The following is a 15,823-nucleotide window of genomic DNA, read 5'->3' as shown; positions in this document are numbered from 1 at the left end:
GGATTTGCGCTCAGATCACATCGTCGGGCAGAACATCTCATGCAGGGTGTGGATGATGCGGGTGGCGGTGTTGCCGGACAGGGAATAATAGATAGTCTGGGATTCACGGCGGGTTTGCACCAGGCCGTCTTTGCGCAGCACTGCCAGGTGCTGTGACAGGGCAGACTGGCTCAGGTCGAGGCATTCGTTGAGCTGGGTGACCGATAGTTCTTTGCCGTCCAGGTAGCAGAGGATCAGCAAGCGGCTTTCATTGCCCAGCGCTTTCATCAGTTTTGCTGCTTTACTGGAGTTCTCTTTCATCATCGCCAGGGTTTCTGGCGTCATCGGATGATCTGAAATACTGGCCACATCTATCTCCAATTTTTGTTGCCTGTTCTGGTGTTGCTTGTTTTTGTTATTTTCTGCTGCTTTGCAGGATCGCCACATAGCCGTACAGATGCTACGGAATTCTAGATTATCGAAGGGTAAATCGCAATTTACTAATAAAGTACTTTTATACATTAGGTTTTGCTAATATACTTGTCGTAATTACTATAAGGTTATAACCGAAAAAGGTGTTGTGATGCTCAAGTCTGCGCTCATCAATCTGAGTATGAACCGCCCGAAGTGGGTGTTCCTGGCGATATTACTTTTAACCGTCCTGGCTGGCTTGCAGATCCCGTCGATTAAGGTGGATACCGACCCTGAGAATATGCTGCCCCATGATAATCCGGCGCGGCTGTTCCATGATGAGGTAAAACAGCGCTTCGGTCTGCATGATATGGTCGTGGTCGGGGTGGTGAATAACGGCGCAGAGGGTATCTATAATATTGGCTCGCTGACCGCGTTACAGCAGCTGTCAGAAGCGATTGCCGGCATCGAAGGCGTCATAAGTCAGGATCTGATGGCGCTGGATCGGGTCGACAATATAAGCCAGGAAGGCAGCGGGACTGAATCAAGTACTATTCGTTTTGAATGGATGATGAAGCGGCTGCCTGACTCGGCCGAACAGGTTGATCAGATCAGAGCTGCAGTCGAGCGCCTGCCGCTGTTGAATAACACCCTGGTATCGGCCGATGGCGAGGCGGCGGGTATCTATATTCCGATCACCCACAAATCGGAAAGTTACCGCATCTCTAACGAGATTCAGGCGGTCGTCGAAAACCTGCCGCGGGATAACCAGTATTACATATCCGGTTTGCCGGTCGCAGAAGATACCTTTGGTGTGGAGATGTTCGTACAGATGGCGATCTCCGCGCCATTAGCCGGCCTGATGATCTTTATCCTGATGTGGGTGTTCTTTCGCAGCTTTCTCTTGATAACTGCGCCGATGCTGGTTGCTATGGGGGCGGTGATTATCACGATGGGCCTGCTCATTGGCCAGGGCTATACAGTGCATATCATGAGTTCGATGATTCCGATCTTCCTGATGCCGATCGCGGTGGTGGATTCGGTGCATATCCTGTCGGAGTTTGCCGATCGGTACCGTCCGGGTGATGATCCCAGGTCCGCCTTGAATAAAGTGCTGCAACATCTGTTTACGCCGATGCTGTATACCTCGGTGACCTCGGCGGTGGGTTTTGCCTCGCTGGCGTTGACGCCGATTCCCCCGGTACAGATTTTTGGCCTGCACGTTGCCTTCGGCATTATGCTGGCGTTTCTGCTGACCATAACGCTGGTGCCAGCCTATATTATCAGCCTGTCTCCGGAACGGATGGCAAAGCTGCGCGATCATAATATCGCTGATGACGACAGTTCTCTGCTGGGCCGTTTGCTGGCGCGCACCGGCCGCTTTTCAATTGCGAAAGCGAAGGGCTTGCTGTTTATCTTTGCTGTAGTTGCGGGCCTAAGCGCCTATGGCGTGAGCCAGATTCAGATCAATGATAATCCGGTGCGCTGGTTTAAGTCGGATCATCCGCTGCGGGTGGCAGATAAAGTTATGAACCAGCACTTTCCCGGTACCTACAACGCGTTTCTGGTATTGGAAAAAACCGGTGAGCTGAAACAGCCCTTGCTAGAACAGTTAGCACTACAGGCGACTAAGCAGGGTATAGATCTTACGGGTTATATTGCCGGTAGTATCAAAAACCAGGATCTGTCTTTCAGTGAGCTGACCGATGAGCTGGTTGTGTTGTTCGATCAGCTGGCCTATGACGACAGCGCTAATGAAGCCTTATGGCTGGAACTGTTGGAAACCACTGAACAGGCGCAGTCTGATGCAAAATACTTTCTTACCCCTGCAGCACTGAGCTACCTCGATAAGTTGCAAAACTATCTCGACAGTTCTGAATACGTCGGCAAGAGCAACGGCTTGCCGGTATTGCTGAAAACCGTCTATCGGGAGCTGCGGGGCGGTGACCCGTCGCAATATACACTTCCGCCTACGGCGAATGCGGCGGCACAGACTATTTTGAGCTTTCAGTCTTCACACCGGCCGGATGACCTGTGGCATATGGTAACCCCGGATTACCGGGCGACGACTTTGTGGTTGCAGCTGAGTAGCGGTGACAATCAGGATATGAGCCGGGTGCTGGCTCTGGTGGATCACTACGTGACAGAGCATCCGCTACCGCAAGGGGTTACCCTGAACTGGGCCGGCCTGACCTATATTAACGTGGTCTGGCAGGAAGCGATGGTCAACGGAATGCTGAACAGCCTGCTGGGGGCTTTTGTGATGGTCCTGCTGATCATGGTGCTGCTGTTCCGGTCAATCAAAATTGGCCTGCTGTCGATGCTGCCGCTGAGCATTACCATTCTGTTTATCTATGGCCTGATCGGTTTGATCGGCAAAGATTATGATATGCCGATAGCGGTGTTGTCTGCGTTGACCCTGGGTTTGTCGGTAGACTTCGCGATCCACTTTCTGGAGCGCACCCGTGCCACCTATCGTGAATGCGGTGACTGGCAGCAGACTATTGCCGAGGTCTACCGGGGGCCGTCGCGTGCGATCAGCCGGAATGCCGTGGTGGTCGCGATCGGCTTTACCCCGCTGCTGTTTGCACCATTGATGCCCTATATCACCGTGGGCTTCTTTCTGGCGACGATCATGGCGGTATCCGCGGTCGTGACTATCGTACTGTTGCCGGCGGTGATGCAACTGATCAGAGATAAAGACGCGCTGTTCGGCGTAAAGCGTAATTCAGCTAAGCAAACAAAAAAAGGAGAAACCAGCCATGTTTAAATCACTGTTAACCGGTCTTACATTGTCGTGTTTCCTTTTCTTGCCGGTATCGGCACCAGCCTATGCCGATGATCTTACTAATGTCACAGAGATCGTTAAGCAAGCTAACCAGGCGGCTTATTACCAAGGCGCGGATGGCCGCTCTGAAGCGCGTATGCTGATTCTGGATGCCCAGGGGCGTAAGCAGCAGCGGCAATTTACCATTCTGCGCCGTGATCATAGTGACGGCGGCGATCAACAGTTTCTGGTGGTGTTCAGTCGCCCGGCGGATGTACGTAATACGGTGTTCCTGGTGGAGAAGCATGCGCAGAGCGATGATGACCGCTGGCTCTACCTGCCGGGACTGGATCTGGTGAAACGGATCTCCGCCGGTGATAAACGCACCAGTTTTGTCGGCTCGCACTATTTCTATGAAGATGTGTCTGGCCGTAACCCGAATGCTGATCAGCACCGTTTGCTTGAAACCAGCAGCGAATTTTATCGATTGGAAAGTACGCCTGAGGATGCCGCAACGGTCGAGTTCAGCCGCTATCAGGTATGGATCGATAAGCGCTCTATGCTGCCCATGAAGATCGAATACTACGATGCTAATGATAAACTTTTTCGGCGGGTGGAAGTGCTTGCCACCGCCGATGTTGATGGCTATCCAACCGTGACCAGATCCCGTGTCAGTGATCTGTTGAGTGGCGCCAGTACCACCATGGAGTTCAGGTTTATCCGTTACGATCTGGGTATGCAGGCGGACGTGTTCAGCGAGCGCTCGTTGCGTAATCCGCCACGCCGCTGGCTAAAGCGGCCTGAGTGATAGCTTTACCGGAGATCCGCATGAGAAAGTTTACTGGTGTTTTGCTTGCGCTGTCGTTGTTGTCGGGTCAGGTTTACGGGGCAACTGACGCGACAACAGGCGCGGCAACAGGCGCGGCAACAGGCGCGGCAACAGGCGCGGCAACAGATATCGTCGCAGATGATGACTGGGGTGATGATCGCTGGACCGAAGAGACAGCTGGTTCGGTCTGGACCGGGTTTATTGAAAGTGCGGCCGGAGCCCGGCTGAATGATGACCCTGCATTGGCTGAAGAGCTGACGCTTGCCGATCTGCGACTGCGACTGGAAACCACCGGCTATCATGGCGATAACCGTTACGGGCTAAAGGCTGACCTGTATGCCGACGGTGTCAGTGATGGCCTGAGTCTGGATCTGCGTGAGGCAAGCTACAGTTTCAGCGTACGGCAGTCCTGGGATTTCAAACTGGGGCAGCAGGTTTTGACCTGGGGAACCGGCGACCTGCTGTTCCTCAACGATATGTTTCCCAAAGACTGGCAGTCGTTTTTCTCCGGGCGTGACACTGAATATCTGAAAGCGCCGGTGGCGGCGATCAAAGGCAGTTATTACGGTAAACAAGCCAGCATCGATCTGGTTTGGATGCCGAAATTTACTCCCGATCGTTATATCGACGGGGAGCGGTTTTCCTATTTTTCACCGCTGGCGGGCCGGAACATCGCAGCTCCTGAGGGTAAGATCGACCCGGACAGACCTGACAGCCTGTCTGACAGTGAACTGGCGTTGCGCATCTTTGGCAGTGTATCCAATACAGAATGGGCGGTATACGGCTACCGGGGTTTTCAGAAACAGCCCAACGCATTGGATAGCCAGGGTCGTCCGGCATTTACCCGGCTGGATGTGCTGGGTGCCAGTATCAGGGGTAATCTGGGGCGGGGATTGGCGAATGCCGAACTGGCGCTGCATATGGCTGCAGATGACGTCGGCAGTGATCCGTTAACGCCCAATGATCAGTTGCGCTTTCTGCTCGGATACGAACAGGAGTTGTTGCCCAGGCTGACACTGGGGCTGCAGTATTATCTGGAACAAACGCTGGATTACGCTGAACTGAAGAGGGCATCGGGCTCGCAATTCGAGCCCGACGAATACCGCCATCTGTATACAACGCGGCTGCGCTATCGGATGTGGCAGGATAATCTGATTCTGTCGCTGTTCGCCTATTACTCGCCGAGCGATCAGGATCACTTTATCCGGCCGCTGGTCAGCTATCGTTTCGACGACAATCTGAGTATGGCGCTGGGAGCGAATATCTTTAGCGGTGACCAGCCGCACACCTTCTTTGGCCAGTTTGAGGATGCTACAAATATTTACGCGCGTTTGCGGTATGCGTTTTGACCGGCTCAGGCGTCGCTGGACACTGTGTCATCTGTGGTTTCAGTCACACTGCTTTGCAGCAAGGTGTCGAGGAACGCAGTCAGCTTATTTTGTACCAGTTCATAAGTCGTATCGATATTGGCAGCAATATCGCCTTCAAGTACCTGCAGGCCGTCGAGAATCTCCCTGGCTTCGCTGAAGCCCTGGTCGATGCCTGAGCTTATCAGTTCTACAAACGAGTTTAACTGGGTTTCCAGGTCCATCTCGGGGTGTTGTTCCTGATAGCTACTGAAGAATGCGGTACTCAGGGACACGATACGCTCGGCGGTAGCATCAGGGCTTACATCTATACCGGAACTATAGGCCTCGTCGATGGCATTGCTGCCAAGATCAGCTTCCAGTACCTGATTAAGCTCATTCACCGCGCTACGGTAGAGTAGGGTAAGAGAGTCATTGCCCGAGCTGATACTGACTTTCAGCGAGGCTTGCAGGATCGACTGGTTCTGTTCCGTTTTGCTCTGCGTTGGTTGGGTTTGAACCCGGTTTTGTTGCGTCTCAGCTGTCCGGCTGCCGACCGGTTGTCCCTGAACTGATGTTAAATCCATACCGGACCTCCTCTGTGAATAGGCTTACGATACCCGTTGCTTTTAAAACAGGAAAGTTTTTGCGCTGGAAACTGTTTAGCGAAGGGGAGTTATCGGCCGCAGGTCTGAATTCTCATATGAAAACTATTCAGGTTCAACCTTGCAACTGAATAGTGCTTGGACATAAACAGTACTCAGGCATGTTCGGCGGCTGATTTCGTACGGGTGGCCTGTTTACGTTGGCGGGTCTGAGAAATATGGGCGGCAACCGTGCGGTTACGGCCCTGGTTTTTCGCCTGGTATAGAGATTCATCGGCCTGCTTCAGCACATCACGGCTATGACTGTGCTGTTCTGTCTTCTGGCACAGGCCGATACTGATACAGACCTGTACAATTTCGCAATCCTGTTTTTTCTTACGCCGGGATGTGCGTTGCTGGCGGCCTTTTTGGGAATCTTCCGGGCGGTCCTTATCCCGGATGCGCATGGGATAGTTGGCTACGGCTTCGCGAATTTTTTCCGCTATCGGCAGGGCTGTCGCTTCATCCTGACCTTTAAATACCAGGGTGAACTCCTCGCCACCATAGCGGAACAGGCTGGCACCTTTTGCCGCTTGTTTCATCTGGCTGGCGACCATGCGTAGCACCTGATCTCCGACATCGTGGCCGTAACTGTCGTTAAATTTCTTAAAGTGATCGATATCGACCATCGCCAGGCTATAGTTGCGCCCGATACTGGACAGATGGTTTTCCAGTGCACGGCGTCCCGGTAACCCGGTCAGTTCATCGATAAATGCCATGCTGTAAGAGTTAAACAGTACGGTATACAGGAACAACAGCAGAATCAGGCTGGCATACAGCGCCGAGATGAATGCTCTGTCAAACCATAGCAGGGTCAGGGCACAGCCCAGAGTTGATGCCAGAATCGCCGCATCGGCAAGGGTCGCTCTGAAGTACAGCACCAGCATATTGATGGCTAAACTGAACAAAAACAGGCTGCAGGCGGCCTGACTCAATAACAGAGGGTCAAATGCCAGTTCGATCAGGCTCATCGGTAGCTGCGTAATCCAGCTGGCCATAACCCCTGCCTGATTGAGCAGATGGGCCAGCAGGTAGGGGGTTGCGATTATCGCTCCCCGGGGCAAAGCCCAGCGCAGGCTGAAGCCTTTTTCCGGGTACATTGCTAATAGCAGCTGTTGTAATGGAAATAGTACCGTCAGCAGCGAAAACAGAACGAAGTTGGCCGGATTATTCAGCGAGGTTTGCAGATCCGACTGAATCAGTGAGAACAGGCACAGGATATTCAGGCTGGCGAGAAACAGACGCCCCTGGTTAAAGCTGATACAGAGAATCAGGCAGATCGATGCAAGTATCAACGGCAGCTGGCTGAACAGCGATTGATAGTGCAGCGGAAGCACGGCCAGATAGCTTAAACCGGTGATGCCTGCTACCAGCAGGATAAGCGCTGGAATCAGCAGACGCAGCACTTTTAACAGGGTATGGACGAACAAGGGCAGCTCCTCTGAAACGGCTGTTTGAATGCTAGCACGGACTGCTGTTAAAGAAACTGTAAAAGTAACCGCTTTGGGCAGCGCGGATGTAGAAAACTGGTAATAATAGCGCCTTCAAATCTGTTAAACTTCGCGAAATTGTTAAGGGGTATGGGCTGGCGATGGGGTTTTCCGAATTAGGCCTTAATCAGGATCTGATTAAAGCGGTATCTGAACAGGGTTATAGCGTTCCGACGGCGGTGCAGGCGGCGGCGATTCCGGTGGTGCTCGATGGCCGTGATCTGATGGCTGGTGCGCAAACCGGTACCGGCAAAACGGCGGCTTTCGCTTTGCCGGTACTGCAGCGCCTTTGCGATGTTGTTAACACGACGGGGCCGCGGACGATCCGCGCCCTGATACTGACCCCGACCCGTGAGCTGGCGCAACAGGTCTATAAGAGCTTTAATCGTTACGGGCAATTCAGCCCGCTAAACTGCGTTCTGGTGTATGGCGGCGCGGCAATCGATGAGCAGATTGAACAGCTGCGTAACGGCGCTGATATCGTCGTGGCGACACCGGGCCGACTGCTGGATCTGATATTCAGGTCGGTGATCGATCTGTCAGCTTTGCAAACTCTGGTGCTTGATGAAGCGGACCGGATGCTGGACATGGGATTCAGCGAAGAGATTGGCAAGATAATGGCGGTGGTGCCGCAGCAGCGCCAGACGTTGTTGTTCTCGGCGACCTTCGATAATCAGGTATTTAAGTTCGCAAAACGTTTGCTGGATCAGCCGCAGCTGATCGAGGTTGATCAACGTAACAGTACCGCGATCAATGTTAAGCAGACTATCTACAATGTCGATCCGGAGCGTAAGCGGGAGATTACAGCGCATCTGATCAGTGCGGGTAACTGGCAGCAGGTGCTGGTTTTCACCCGGACCAAACAGGGCGCGGATAAACTCGTCGAATACCTCGGCAGTGCGGCTATTACCGCCCAGGCGATCCATGGCGATAAATCACAGGCTAAGCGAGAGCGCGCTTTAGAGGATTTCAGGGCGGGTTCTGTACAGGTGCTGGTGGCGACCGATGTTGCAGCCCGGGGGCTGGATATCGATGAGTTAAAGTATGTTATCAACTATGAGCTGCCATTTAACCCTGAAGATTACATCCATCGAATCGGGCGTACCGGTCGTGCCGGTGGCTCAGGAACCGCGGTATCGCTGCTCAGCGAAGAGGAAAGACACCTGCTGGAAGAGATCGAAAGAGTGCTGGATAGCCGACTGCTGCAACAGTGGCTGCCGGGGTTTGAACCGGATCTTGATCGGGTCGTTAAATCATCCGGTAAAAATAGCCGTGGTGCGCAGAAAAAAAGGGCCAGAGAGCGGGCGCTGGGTAAAAAACCGGCCCGACGCCGACGGTAATGTCCTTCTAAGCCACTAATCCGCTATTCTAGCGGTTCCTGCGGGTCCATTTAGTATCGATAATGACGCCACCGGATATGCTGATGGTCCAGGTGCGGTTGTCGTAATAATAGATCCACGACTCGATCTTACCCTTTTTACTGCAGCGCCGGTTGAGGCAGCCATGGCTGCTGGATCTGCTGATCGGCTTGCCCAGATAGTGGAGCAGTTTAGTGCTACTGTGGCCAGTCGAAATCAGCTGGCCGTCAGCCATTCTGATACCAGCATCTGCTGGAATACTGATTGTCGACGCTAGAAATACCATGAGTAACGAACTCAATAAGCGGTAGCTATTGCGATTGAATGTCTGCATAACAATCCCTGTTATTGGTGTCTTCCTGCTAAACAAAGCCCGGTGAGCAATCTGCAGTTAAACTTAGACTATAGCAAGCAGATCCGGAGGCGGCGTGATTAATTACTTTGCTTATGGTTCAAATATGTCCCTTGCGCGTATCGTGTCGCGACTCGGTGCTACGCGTAAGCTGGGTTGTTACAGCCTGCCTCAGCATGAACTGAGGTTTCATAAGATTGGCCGTGATGGCTCAGGCAAGTGTGATGCGTTCCAGACCGGTGATAGCCAACATCTTTTGTATGGCGTGCTGTTCAGGATCTCGCACCGGGATAAACGGCTGCTCGACCGCTTTGAAGGCTTAGGCGCAGGCTACGATGAAAAGATAGTGACAGTCTTCTCTGCAGGAGGGGATGTCAGGCAGGCTGTGCTTTATTTCGCGACCCATATCGATCCGGCGATCGATCCGTTTCACTGGTATAAGCACCATGTATTGACCGGTGCCAGGGAGGCTTTACTACCCGGGGAGTATATCGCCCGGATCGAAGGCGTCAGTGCAGTGGTTGACACCGATATCATGCGCAGCCGGGAACAGATGGCTATTTACACCGGCCAGCTTTAACCGATTTATTGCCGGGGTTTATCCATGAGCAGCGAATCCTTCTGGTGAATGCTCTTCTGATAAGTACTACAGCTCCTGCTAAAAGTTACATCTTCTGCTAACAACTACTACATCTTCTGCTAACAACTACTACACCTTCTGGTACCACCGGACTGGTTTTACTGGCGCTTGTCGCAAAGAGACATATTTCTGACACTGACAGCTCTTGCCTGTGCCTGTTAACCGGGTAATTGACAGCCCCCTGAAGCTGAACTGGTGGAACTGATTGCATGGAACCGATTGAATGGATCGCACTGACCTCGATAGTAGCCATTGCCGGTATGGTCAGGGGTTGTATCGGGTTTGGTTTTTCTTCGCTGGTGGTAGCATCGGCGACATTGTTTATGAGCCCCCTGAGTATTGTGCCGATGCTGGCGTTGCTGGAGATTGCTGCCAGTATTCATATGGCTTTTTCCACCTGGCGTGATGCGGCATTGCGGCCCCTTGGCTTCATGTTGCTGGGGGCGTTAGTCGCGACGCCGATGGGAATCTATGTGCTGGTGATTTTACCGGCAGAAGATGTCAGCCTGATCGTTGCCGGACTGATTCTGGTGCTGAGCCTGTTATTACTGAGTGGCTGGCAATATCGTGGCAAGAGCGGGGCTATGACCTATACCGGGCTGGGCATAGTTTCCGGTGTCTGTAACGGTGCAGCTGCGGTAGGTGGACTGCCTGTGGCAGCTTTTCTGACGGCAAGTAATCTGAGTATGCGTGCCTTAAGAGCAACATTAGTGCTGTTTTTTTTCGGCACAGACGTTATTCTCTTGTTCAGTGCCTCCGGACATGGGCTGTTTACTGAGCAGTTGCTGGTGCAGAGTGGTGCGATGTTACTGCCGATGGTGGTCGGGATTCATTTTGGCGGTGTGATGTTTAACCGCATACCGGAAAGGCGACTCAGAACCGGTGTGATTTATTTGTTATTGTTACTTTCAATCATTGGTATCAGCCGTAGCCTGATCATGTCAGTGGGGTAAGAGATGAGAAACAGCCGGTTACACAGGATAAAAAAACGCCGCATTCAGCGGCGCAAAGTAGCTTTTGTGGAGCTGGAAAAGGAGCCCGATAACGTATTACGCGGGCTTTTTGAATCCGAGCAGGGAAGCGATAGTGAAAGCCGGGCACCAGCCGGAGAAAGCCGATTGAAGCAGGCTTAATCCAAACGCTGCTGTGAGGTACAAAATCCACTGCGGTGCGCTGAGGAACAGGTATGCAGCAACGGTTGCTAAAACCATAGTGCCTGCGATGATGTGTACCCCCTGATGCACGCTCATGCCTGTTACGCAGCTTTTCTCGCTCAGTTTCAGCATGCGGAAAACAGATACTGCCGGGCACCATTTGGTAAAGCCTGATTGCAGCAGGTTCAGACCAACGAAGCCGGTCAGGTAATACCAGGCTGGATTTACATAGGTACCCAGCGCCAGGCTGAGCAGTATTACGGAACCGGCCATCAGCCGAAGTGCAGCGTTAACAGTCATTTTGTAATCCCTCTTTAAAAGTTCAGTTAAGTACATGCCGGTACACAAGTACCGGAGAACAATAAATTAAAACTTCCTACATTATATATTACTTATATTGAATATAAAGTGTCTGATAAGTAATAGTCAGAAAATTGTGGGCGAGAGGTAATCGTTTTAACTGACGGAGAGGGTGAGCGATCTTGTAGAAATAATTTTTTGGCATTTTTCAAAGTCTGACTCATGCTTAAAGAGACTTTGTCTGTTAATGCTGGCGGCAAAGTACCAGTAACGGATTTATTGAGTTGTTTCCGGGAGGCTGTGTCATGGATATCAGAAAAATTCTGGTTAATGTCGAAGAGGGTAAAGATTGCAGTCAGTTGTTGGAAAAAGCGCTGCGCCTGGCCGAAGGGGCGGGTGCCAAGATTGAGCTTTTTCGCTGCTGTTACAATGCTTCCCTGCGTAATAGCTACTTGTTCGACAAGGAGGCACTTATTAATGCCGAGCATGGATTTATGCATGGCGCAGAAGCTGAGTTGGAGAAAATAGCGGCGTCGATCCAGGAACAAGGTATCGAGGTGGATATTGATGTTTGCTGGGAGCGGCATCACGCGGAGGCTATCGTGCGAAAAGTATTACGCTTTCAGCCGGATGTTGTTCTGCACCAGATCGAACAGCACAGCCGTCTTGGCCACTATGTGTTTGATCAGGCCGATTGGCAGTTGATCCGGGAATGCCCGGTGCCACTGATGCTGGTTAAGCAAAAGCCCTGGTCTGACCGTGGTCACGTTGCCGCAGCGCTGGACCCGTTTCATGAGTGTGATAGCCCGGCGACGCTGGACCGCAAAATTCTCGACTGGGCAACCCGGATAGTGCAGACCATAGAAGGGGATATAAGGGTCGTTCACAGTTTCAGTGTATTGCCCCATTCAGCGATTTTTGACGAGCATCTGGTGACCGACTTTGAAGGGATGCAGGTTAAGGTCCGGGCGGAGCATCAGTATGCGCTGGACCAGATCCTGGAGCCTTACGGCCTGAGTATTACGAGTCAGGAAGTGACATTAAAAGAGGGTGAGCCGCACCTGACGATGCTGGATTACGTTGATGAACAGCATATTGATCTGCTGGTGATCGGTGCAGTGGCAAGGGGAATGATAGATCGTTTACTGGTCGGCAGTACCATAGAGCGCATTCTGGATGAGATCCATTGCGACCTGATGGTGATTAAAGCACCGGATTTTGTCAGTTCAATCAGTGAGTAAATGCAATGAGATAATTCCTTAAACTATCCCTGAAATGACAAAGCCCGGCTAATTAGCCGGGCTTTTTATTGGCACAGTGTTTGGTCTGTTTAAATTCAGTCCCGCCCGGATAGTTTTATGGTCACCGGAACAGCATATGTAGTGTTTCCTGAGTTATTTAAACTCAGCCCAGATCGGTGCATGGTCCGATGGTTTTTCCATCGCCCGGATATCATAGTCGATGTCGGCAGCGGAACAGCTCTGGTACAGTGATTCGGTTACCAGTACGGCGTCGATGCGAAGTCCTCGCTTCGGTTCTGCGTCGAAGCCGCGGCTACGGTAATCGAACCAGCTGAAGCGGTCATTGGTGTCAGGATGTACTTTACGGAAAGTATCTTTCAGACCCCAGCTAAGCAGACGCGCAAGCCATTCGCGCTCTTCCGGCTGGAAGCTGGCTTTACCGGTTTTCAGCCAGCGTTTACGGTTAGGCTCACCGATACCGATGTCTATGTCTTCAGCTGAAATATTGAGATCACCCATGACAACCAGATCCTGATCGGCAGAACAGTTCTCTTCCAGATGGCTCTGCAGATCCTGATAGAATTTTCGTTTTGCAGGGTACTTAGTTTCGTGTTCTACATTCTCACCTTGAGGGAAGTAACCGTTGAGCACAGTAACTAAGCGACCATTTATCTCATATTCGCCGATAATCATTCGCTTCTGGGCGTCTTCATCATCGCCGCTAAAGCCTTTCTGCAGCTTAACCGGAGCCGTCTTGGAGATAAGGCAGACACCGTAATGGCCCTTCTGACCATGGAATTCGACGTGGTAGCCCAGATCAGTAATCATCGAAACGGGAAACTCATCATTGTGCACTTTAGTTTCCTGAATACCGATCACATCCGGTTGGTGGGTTTCGATCAGTTGCTTAATCTGATGGGGGCGGGCACGCAGTCCGTTGGTATTGAATGAGATGAGTTTCATTATTTATCCAGATGCTGAAGAAAGATGCAGGGCGCTACAGTACCGGCCTGTTTTTAAAAGATCAATTCAGATCGGGATTGTTTTTATACTGGTCGATCAGGAAATCGATGAAGCAACGAACCTTAGTCGGTTGCTGAATATTCTGCGGGTAGAGCGCACTGATGCTGACACTTCTGGCGCAATAATCCGGCAAAATTTCAGTTAGCTCTCCGCTGTCAATATAAGACCTGACCAGCCAATGCGGGAGTAGTGCGATACCCATATGGTTAAGAACAGCAGATAACAGCGAATCAATGTTATTCACAGCATAGTTACCTGTGACCCGCAGCTTGACCGGCCCATCAGCGGTACTGAAGTGCCAGTAACGCTGTACGTCGTCCTGAGAATAGAGCAGGCATTGCAACTGCTGCAAATGATGGTGATGGTCGATCGGTCCATTTTGTTTGAGATAGGCTTTGCTGCATACCAGGGTGCGGGTACTCAACCCCAGTTTGCGAGAGATAAGGCTTGAGTCCGCCAGCTCGCCAATACGGATTGCAAGATCGATCCCTTCGCTGACAAGATCGATGCGCCGGGCGTCCTGTATATGTTCAATGCGTATATCCGGATACTCTGCCAGAAAGTCGGGTAGCAGTGGCACAATATGGCAACGGCCAAAACTTACTGGAGTATTGATACGCAGTAGTCCGCCAGGACTCTGTACCTTTTCCAGGGTACTTGCTTCAAGTAGCTGAAGGTCTTGTAACAGTATCTGGGCGCCGTTGTAGTACTGCAGACCGGCTTCGGTCATTTTCAGTTGCCGGGTGGTGCGCTGTAACAGGCGTACGCCAAGGGCTTCTTCGAGCCCTGCGATCTGCTTGCTGACGGTTGACTGAGAATAGCCATGTTCAGTTGCCACCGCCGAGAAGCTACCTGTGTCGACAACCCGCACGTACAGATGCATGGCATTTAACTTATCCAAAGCGGCCTCTTAATTGGTCTATTTATTCTATATAAGAATAAATGATATAGCGGATTAACAACTTATCAAGTATTGGTTTAACGGGCAGACTGGTTAAAAAGGAGTGAGTTATGTCTGATCGAGAGCCGCTTGAAATATTTTTCAATTTTCGCAGCCCGTATTGTTACCTGGCATCGAAACGTATGTTTGATCTGTTGCAGCAATTTGATATTGATCTGTTATGGCGGCCTTTAGCCGGCTGGTCAGGCCGATCGGCGCCTGAGCGACAGAAAAGTAAATTGGCGGTTGTACGCCAGGATGTTAAACGCTTCTGCCGTAAACTGGATATTCCTTTCACTCCACCGCCAATGCATACCGATGGCACTCTTGCGGCATTAGGTTCATTAGCGGCAGAAAAGGCCGGTTTACTACAGCCATACGTTATTGGTGTGATGCATCAGGAGTGGGGTGAAGGTAATGATATTGGTGATATCGATGTGTTATATCGTGTTGCTGAAGATATAGGTTTGGCAAGGAGTCTGCTTGATCAGGCGGTTTCTGGTCCTGCGAACGAGGCTGTACTGGATCTTAACTGGCAGATCGCGCAGGAAAAGGGTGCCTTTGGTGTTCCTACATTTATCGTTGGCGGTGAGCTTTTCTGGGGTAACGACAGAATCGATTTTGTTGCCGATCTGCTGCGTGAAAAAGGCTTCACACGATGATCACTTTATACCAGCGGCAGGATTGTCCGTTTTGCTGGCGGGTCAGGCTAATCCTTAGTGCCTTAGACCTGGAGTACCGTTCTGTTGATATCGCACTGGGAGAAAAGCATCCTGATATTCTGGCTATCAGTCCACAAGGGAGGAGCAGTGTGCCGGTGTTAATAGATCCCCAGGCAGAGTTGGTAATCTGGGAGTCTTCAGTGATTATCAGTTACCTGATGGAACAGTATGCTGGCGATGCCGAATGCTCAGAGGATAATGCCGCCGACAATGCCCGGATCGCCATGATAAATAGCTATGCTGATTCGGCATTAGGGAGCGCGATAAAAGATACTATTTTTGAAAAGCGGGCAAAGACCGTATCTGAATGGGATAGGGATCTGCTGGAACAATCAGATCAACGATGGCGCAGTTGCTGCTGCGAACTGAACCGCTGGTTTGAACAGGGTTTGTGTTCGGCTAAGCCGATTCAGCTAGCCGTACTGGGCACTCGGTTGGCGCTGGCTCAGGCTTATGGTCTGCAAATCCCACGACAGCAGATCGCATTGCGCTGCTGGTTTGAGGCATTCGTAAGGTCTGCCCTGTATCGTCAGACGCTGCCCCGTAGTATTTACTGGCAAGGAGAATGTTGTGATTACGCTGGTGGGGAAATCAGCCAGAAATTTAAGTCAGTATCGTCATAGTAAA

Annotated in this window: 16 protein-coding genes; 9 read left to right on the top strand and 7 right to left on the bottom strand. The window is 51.5% G+C overall.

What is annotated here, in order from left to right; all coding sequences use genetic code 11:
- Positions 1 to 15 precede the first annotated feature (15 nt).
- Positions 16 to 324, bottom strand: a complete 309-nt coding sequence (locus ACQUQM_RS07910; protein WP_432474810.1) for an ArsR/SmtB family transcription factor — start codon at positions 322 to 324, stop codon at positions 16 to 18.
- Between the two features lie 238 nt (positions 325 to 562).
- Between ACQUQM_RS07910 and ACQUQM_RS07905 the strand changes: the two genes are divergently transcribed.
- From ACQUQM_RS07905 to ACQUQM_RS07895, 3 genes are read left to right on the top strand one after another with little or no spacing between them, the layout of a single operon-like run.
- Positions 563 to 3,160, top strand: coding sequence for an efflux RND transporter permease subunit (locus ACQUQM_RS07905; RefSeq protein WP_432473941.1), 2,598 nt, complete (start codon positions 563 to 565; stop codon positions 3,158 to 3,160).
- Positions 3,153 to 3,965, top strand: coding sequence for an outer membrane lipoprotein-sorting protein (locus ACQUQM_RS07900; protein ID WP_432473940.1), 813 nt, complete (start codon positions 3,153 to 3,155; stop codon positions 3,963 to 3,965). The genes ACQUQM_RS07905 and ACQUQM_RS07900 overlap by 8 nt, the downstream gene beginning before the upstream one ends.
- 20 nt (positions 3,966 to 3,985) lie before the next feature.
- Entirely contained in the window at positions 3,986 to 5,335 is a 1,350-nt protein-coding gene (locus ACQUQM_RS07895; protein WP_432473939.1) for a hypothetical protein, read from the top strand.
- A 5-nt stretch (positions 5,336 to 5,340) separates the two neighbouring features.
- On the opposite strand, the gene ACQUQM_RS07890 is transcribed toward ACQUQM_RS07895, so the two are convergent.
- Complete coding sequence (locus ACQUQM_RS07890; RefSeq protein WP_432473938.1) at positions 5,341 to 5,919, bottom strand: DUF5610 domain-containing protein; 579 nt, start codon at positions 5,917 to 5,919, stop codon at positions 5,341 to 5,343.
- A 173-nt stretch (positions 5,920 to 6,092) separates the two neighbouring features.
- A complete protein-coding gene (locus ACQUQM_RS07885) occupies positions 6,093 to 7,406 on the bottom strand; it encodes a GGDEF domain-containing protein (RefSeq protein WP_432473937.1) in 1,314 nt (437 codons plus the stop codon).
- Between the two features lie 161 nt (positions 7,407 to 7,567).
- On the opposite strand from ACQUQM_RS07885, the gene ACQUQM_RS07880 reads away from it, so the two are divergent.
- Positions 7,568 to 8,806 (top strand): DEAD/DEAH box helicase, encoded by a 1,239-nt coding sequence (locus tag ACQUQM_RS07880; RefSeq protein ID WP_432473936.1) that lies wholly within the window; start codon positions 7,568 to 7,570, stop codon positions 8,804 to 8,806.
- A 28-nt stretch (positions 8,807 to 8,834) separates the two neighbouring features.
- Here ACQUQM_RS07880 and ACQUQM_RS07875 read toward each other — a convergent pair whose 3' ends face one another.
- Entirely contained in the window at positions 8,835 to 9,158 is a 324-nt protein-coding gene (locus ACQUQM_RS07875; RefSeq protein WP_432473935.1) for a hypothetical protein, read from the bottom strand.
- A 94-nt stretch (positions 9,159 to 9,252) separates the two neighbouring features.
- Here ACQUQM_RS07875 and ACQUQM_RS07870 point away from each other — a divergent pair, with 94 nt between their 5' ends.
- Together ACQUQM_RS07870 and ACQUQM_RS07865 are read left to right on the top strand one after the other, a co-directional pair.
- Positions 9,253 to 9,756, top strand: a complete 504-nt coding sequence (locus ACQUQM_RS07870; RefSeq protein WP_432473934.1) for a gamma-glutamylcyclotransferase family protein — start codon at positions 9,253 to 9,255, stop codon at positions 9,754 to 9,756.
- Positions 9,757 to 10,025: 269 nt separating this feature from the next.
- Entirely contained in the window at positions 10,026 to 10,769 is a 744-nt protein-coding gene (locus ACQUQM_RS07865; protein WP_432473933.1) for a sulfite exporter TauE/SafE family protein, read from the top strand.
- 96 nt (positions 10,770 to 10,865) lie between these two features.
- On the opposite strand, the gene ACQUQM_RS07860 is transcribed toward ACQUQM_RS07865, so the two are convergent.
- The gene (locus tag ACQUQM_RS07860) at positions 10,866 to 11,270 is read right to left on the bottom strand and encodes a YgaP family membrane protein (RefSeq protein ID WP_432473932.1); all 405 of its coding nucleotides are present in this window, start codon (positions 11,268 to 11,270) and stop codon (positions 10,866 to 10,868) included.
- A gap of 305 nt (positions 11,271 to 11,575) precedes the next feature.
- Between ACQUQM_RS07860 and ACQUQM_RS07855 the strand changes: the two genes are divergently transcribed.
- The gene (locus ACQUQM_RS07855) at positions 11,576 to 12,511 is read left to right on the top strand and encodes a universal stress protein (RefSeq protein ID WP_432473931.1); all 936 of its coding nucleotides are present in this window, start codon (positions 11,576 to 11,578) and stop codon (positions 12,509 to 12,511) included.
- Between the two features lie 153 nt (positions 12,512 to 12,664).
- On the opposite strand, the gene xthA is transcribed toward ACQUQM_RS07855, so the two are convergent.
- Entirely contained in the window at positions 12,665 to 13,474 is an 810-nt protein-coding gene (xthA, locus tag ACQUQM_RS07850) for an exodeoxyribonuclease III (RefSeq protein ID WP_432473930.1), read from the bottom strand.
- A gap of 61 nt (positions 13,475 to 13,535) precedes the next feature.
- Positions 13,536 to 14,435, bottom strand: a complete 900-nt coding sequence (locus tag ACQUQM_RS07845) for a LysR family transcriptional regulator (RefSeq protein ID WP_432473929.1) — start codon at positions 14,433 to 14,435, stop codon at positions 13,536 to 13,538.
- Positions 14,436 to 14,545: 110 nt separating this feature from the next.
- Here ACQUQM_RS07845 and ACQUQM_RS07840 point away from each other — a divergent pair, with 110 nt between their 5' ends.
- Both ACQUQM_RS07840 and ACQUQM_RS07835 read left to right on the top strand, forming a co-directional pair.
- Positions 14,546 to 15,136 (top strand): 2-hydroxychromene-2-carboxylate isomerase, encoded by a 591-nt coding sequence (locus tag ACQUQM_RS07840; RefSeq protein ID WP_432473928.1) that lies wholly within the window; start codon positions 14,546 to 14,548, stop codon positions 15,134 to 15,136.
- Entirely contained in the window at positions 15,133 to 15,819 is a 687-nt protein-coding gene (locus ACQUQM_RS07835; RefSeq protein ID WP_432473927.1) for a glutathione S-transferase family protein, read from the top strand. Before ACQUQM_RS07840 ends, ACQUQM_RS07835 begins: the two co-directional genes overlap by 4 nt.
- Positions 15,820 to 15,823 lie beyond the last annotated feature (4 nt).

The sequence above is a fragment of the Amphritea sp. HPY genome (genome assembly GCF_050870985.1).
Taxonomy (GTDB): domain Bacteria; phylum Pseudomonadota; class Gammaproteobacteria; order Pseudomonadales; family Balneatricaceae; genus Amphritea.
Note: the sequence above shows the minus strand (reverse complement) of the source record. Positions and strands in the feature narration are given on the sequence as shown.

Coding starts and splice junctions, on each gene's coding strand:
- ACQUQM_RS07895 (WP_432473939.1), top strand. CDS start 3,986: ATGAGAAAGTTTACTGGTGTTTTGCTTGCGCTGTCGTTGTTGTCGGGT.
- ACQUQM_RS07835 (WP_432473927.1), top strand. CDS start 15,133: ATGATCACTTTATACCAGCGGCAGGATTGTCCGTTTTGCTGGCGGGTC.
- ACQUQM_RS07855 (WP_432473931.1), top strand. CDS start 11,576: ATGGATATCAGAAAAATTCTGGTTAATGTCGAAGAGGGTAAAGATTGC.
- ACQUQM_RS07905 (WP_432473941.1), top strand. CDS start 563: ATGCTCAAGTCTGCGCTCATCAATCTGAGTATGAACCGCCCGAAGTGG.
- ACQUQM_RS07900 (WP_432473940.1), top strand. CDS start 3,153: ATGTTTAAATCACTGTTAACCGGTCTTACATTGTCGTGTTTCCTTTTC.
- ACQUQM_RS07880 (WP_432473936.1), top strand. CDS start 7,568: ATGGGGTTTTCCGAATTAGGCCTTAATCAGGATCTGATTAAAGCGGTA.
- ACQUQM_RS07860 (WP_432473932.1), bottom strand. CDS start 11,270: ATGACTGTTAACGCTGCACTTCGGCTGATGGCCGGTTCCGTAATACTG.
- xthA (WP_432473930.1), bottom strand. CDS start 13,474: ATGAAACTCATCTCATTCAATACCAACGGACTGCGTGCCCGCCCCCAT.
- ACQUQM_RS07865 (WP_432473933.1), top strand. CDS start 10,026: ATGGAACCGATTGAATGGATCGCACTGACCTCGATAGTAGCCATTGCC.
- ACQUQM_RS07875 (WP_432473935.1), bottom strand. CDS start 9,158: ATGCAGACATTCAATCGCAATAGCTACCGCTTATTGAGTTCGTTACTC.
- ACQUQM_RS07890 (WP_432473938.1), bottom strand. CDS start 5,919: ATGGATTTAACATCAGTTCAGGGACAACCGGTCGGCAGCCGGACAGCT.
- ACQUQM_RS07910 (WP_432474810.1), bottom strand. CDS start 324: ATGACGCCAGAAACCCTGGCGATGATGAAAGAGAACTCCAGTAAAGCA.
- ACQUQM_RS07840 (WP_432473928.1), top strand. CDS start 14,546: ATGTCTGATCGAGAGCCGCTTGAAATATTTTTCAATTTTCGCAGCCCG.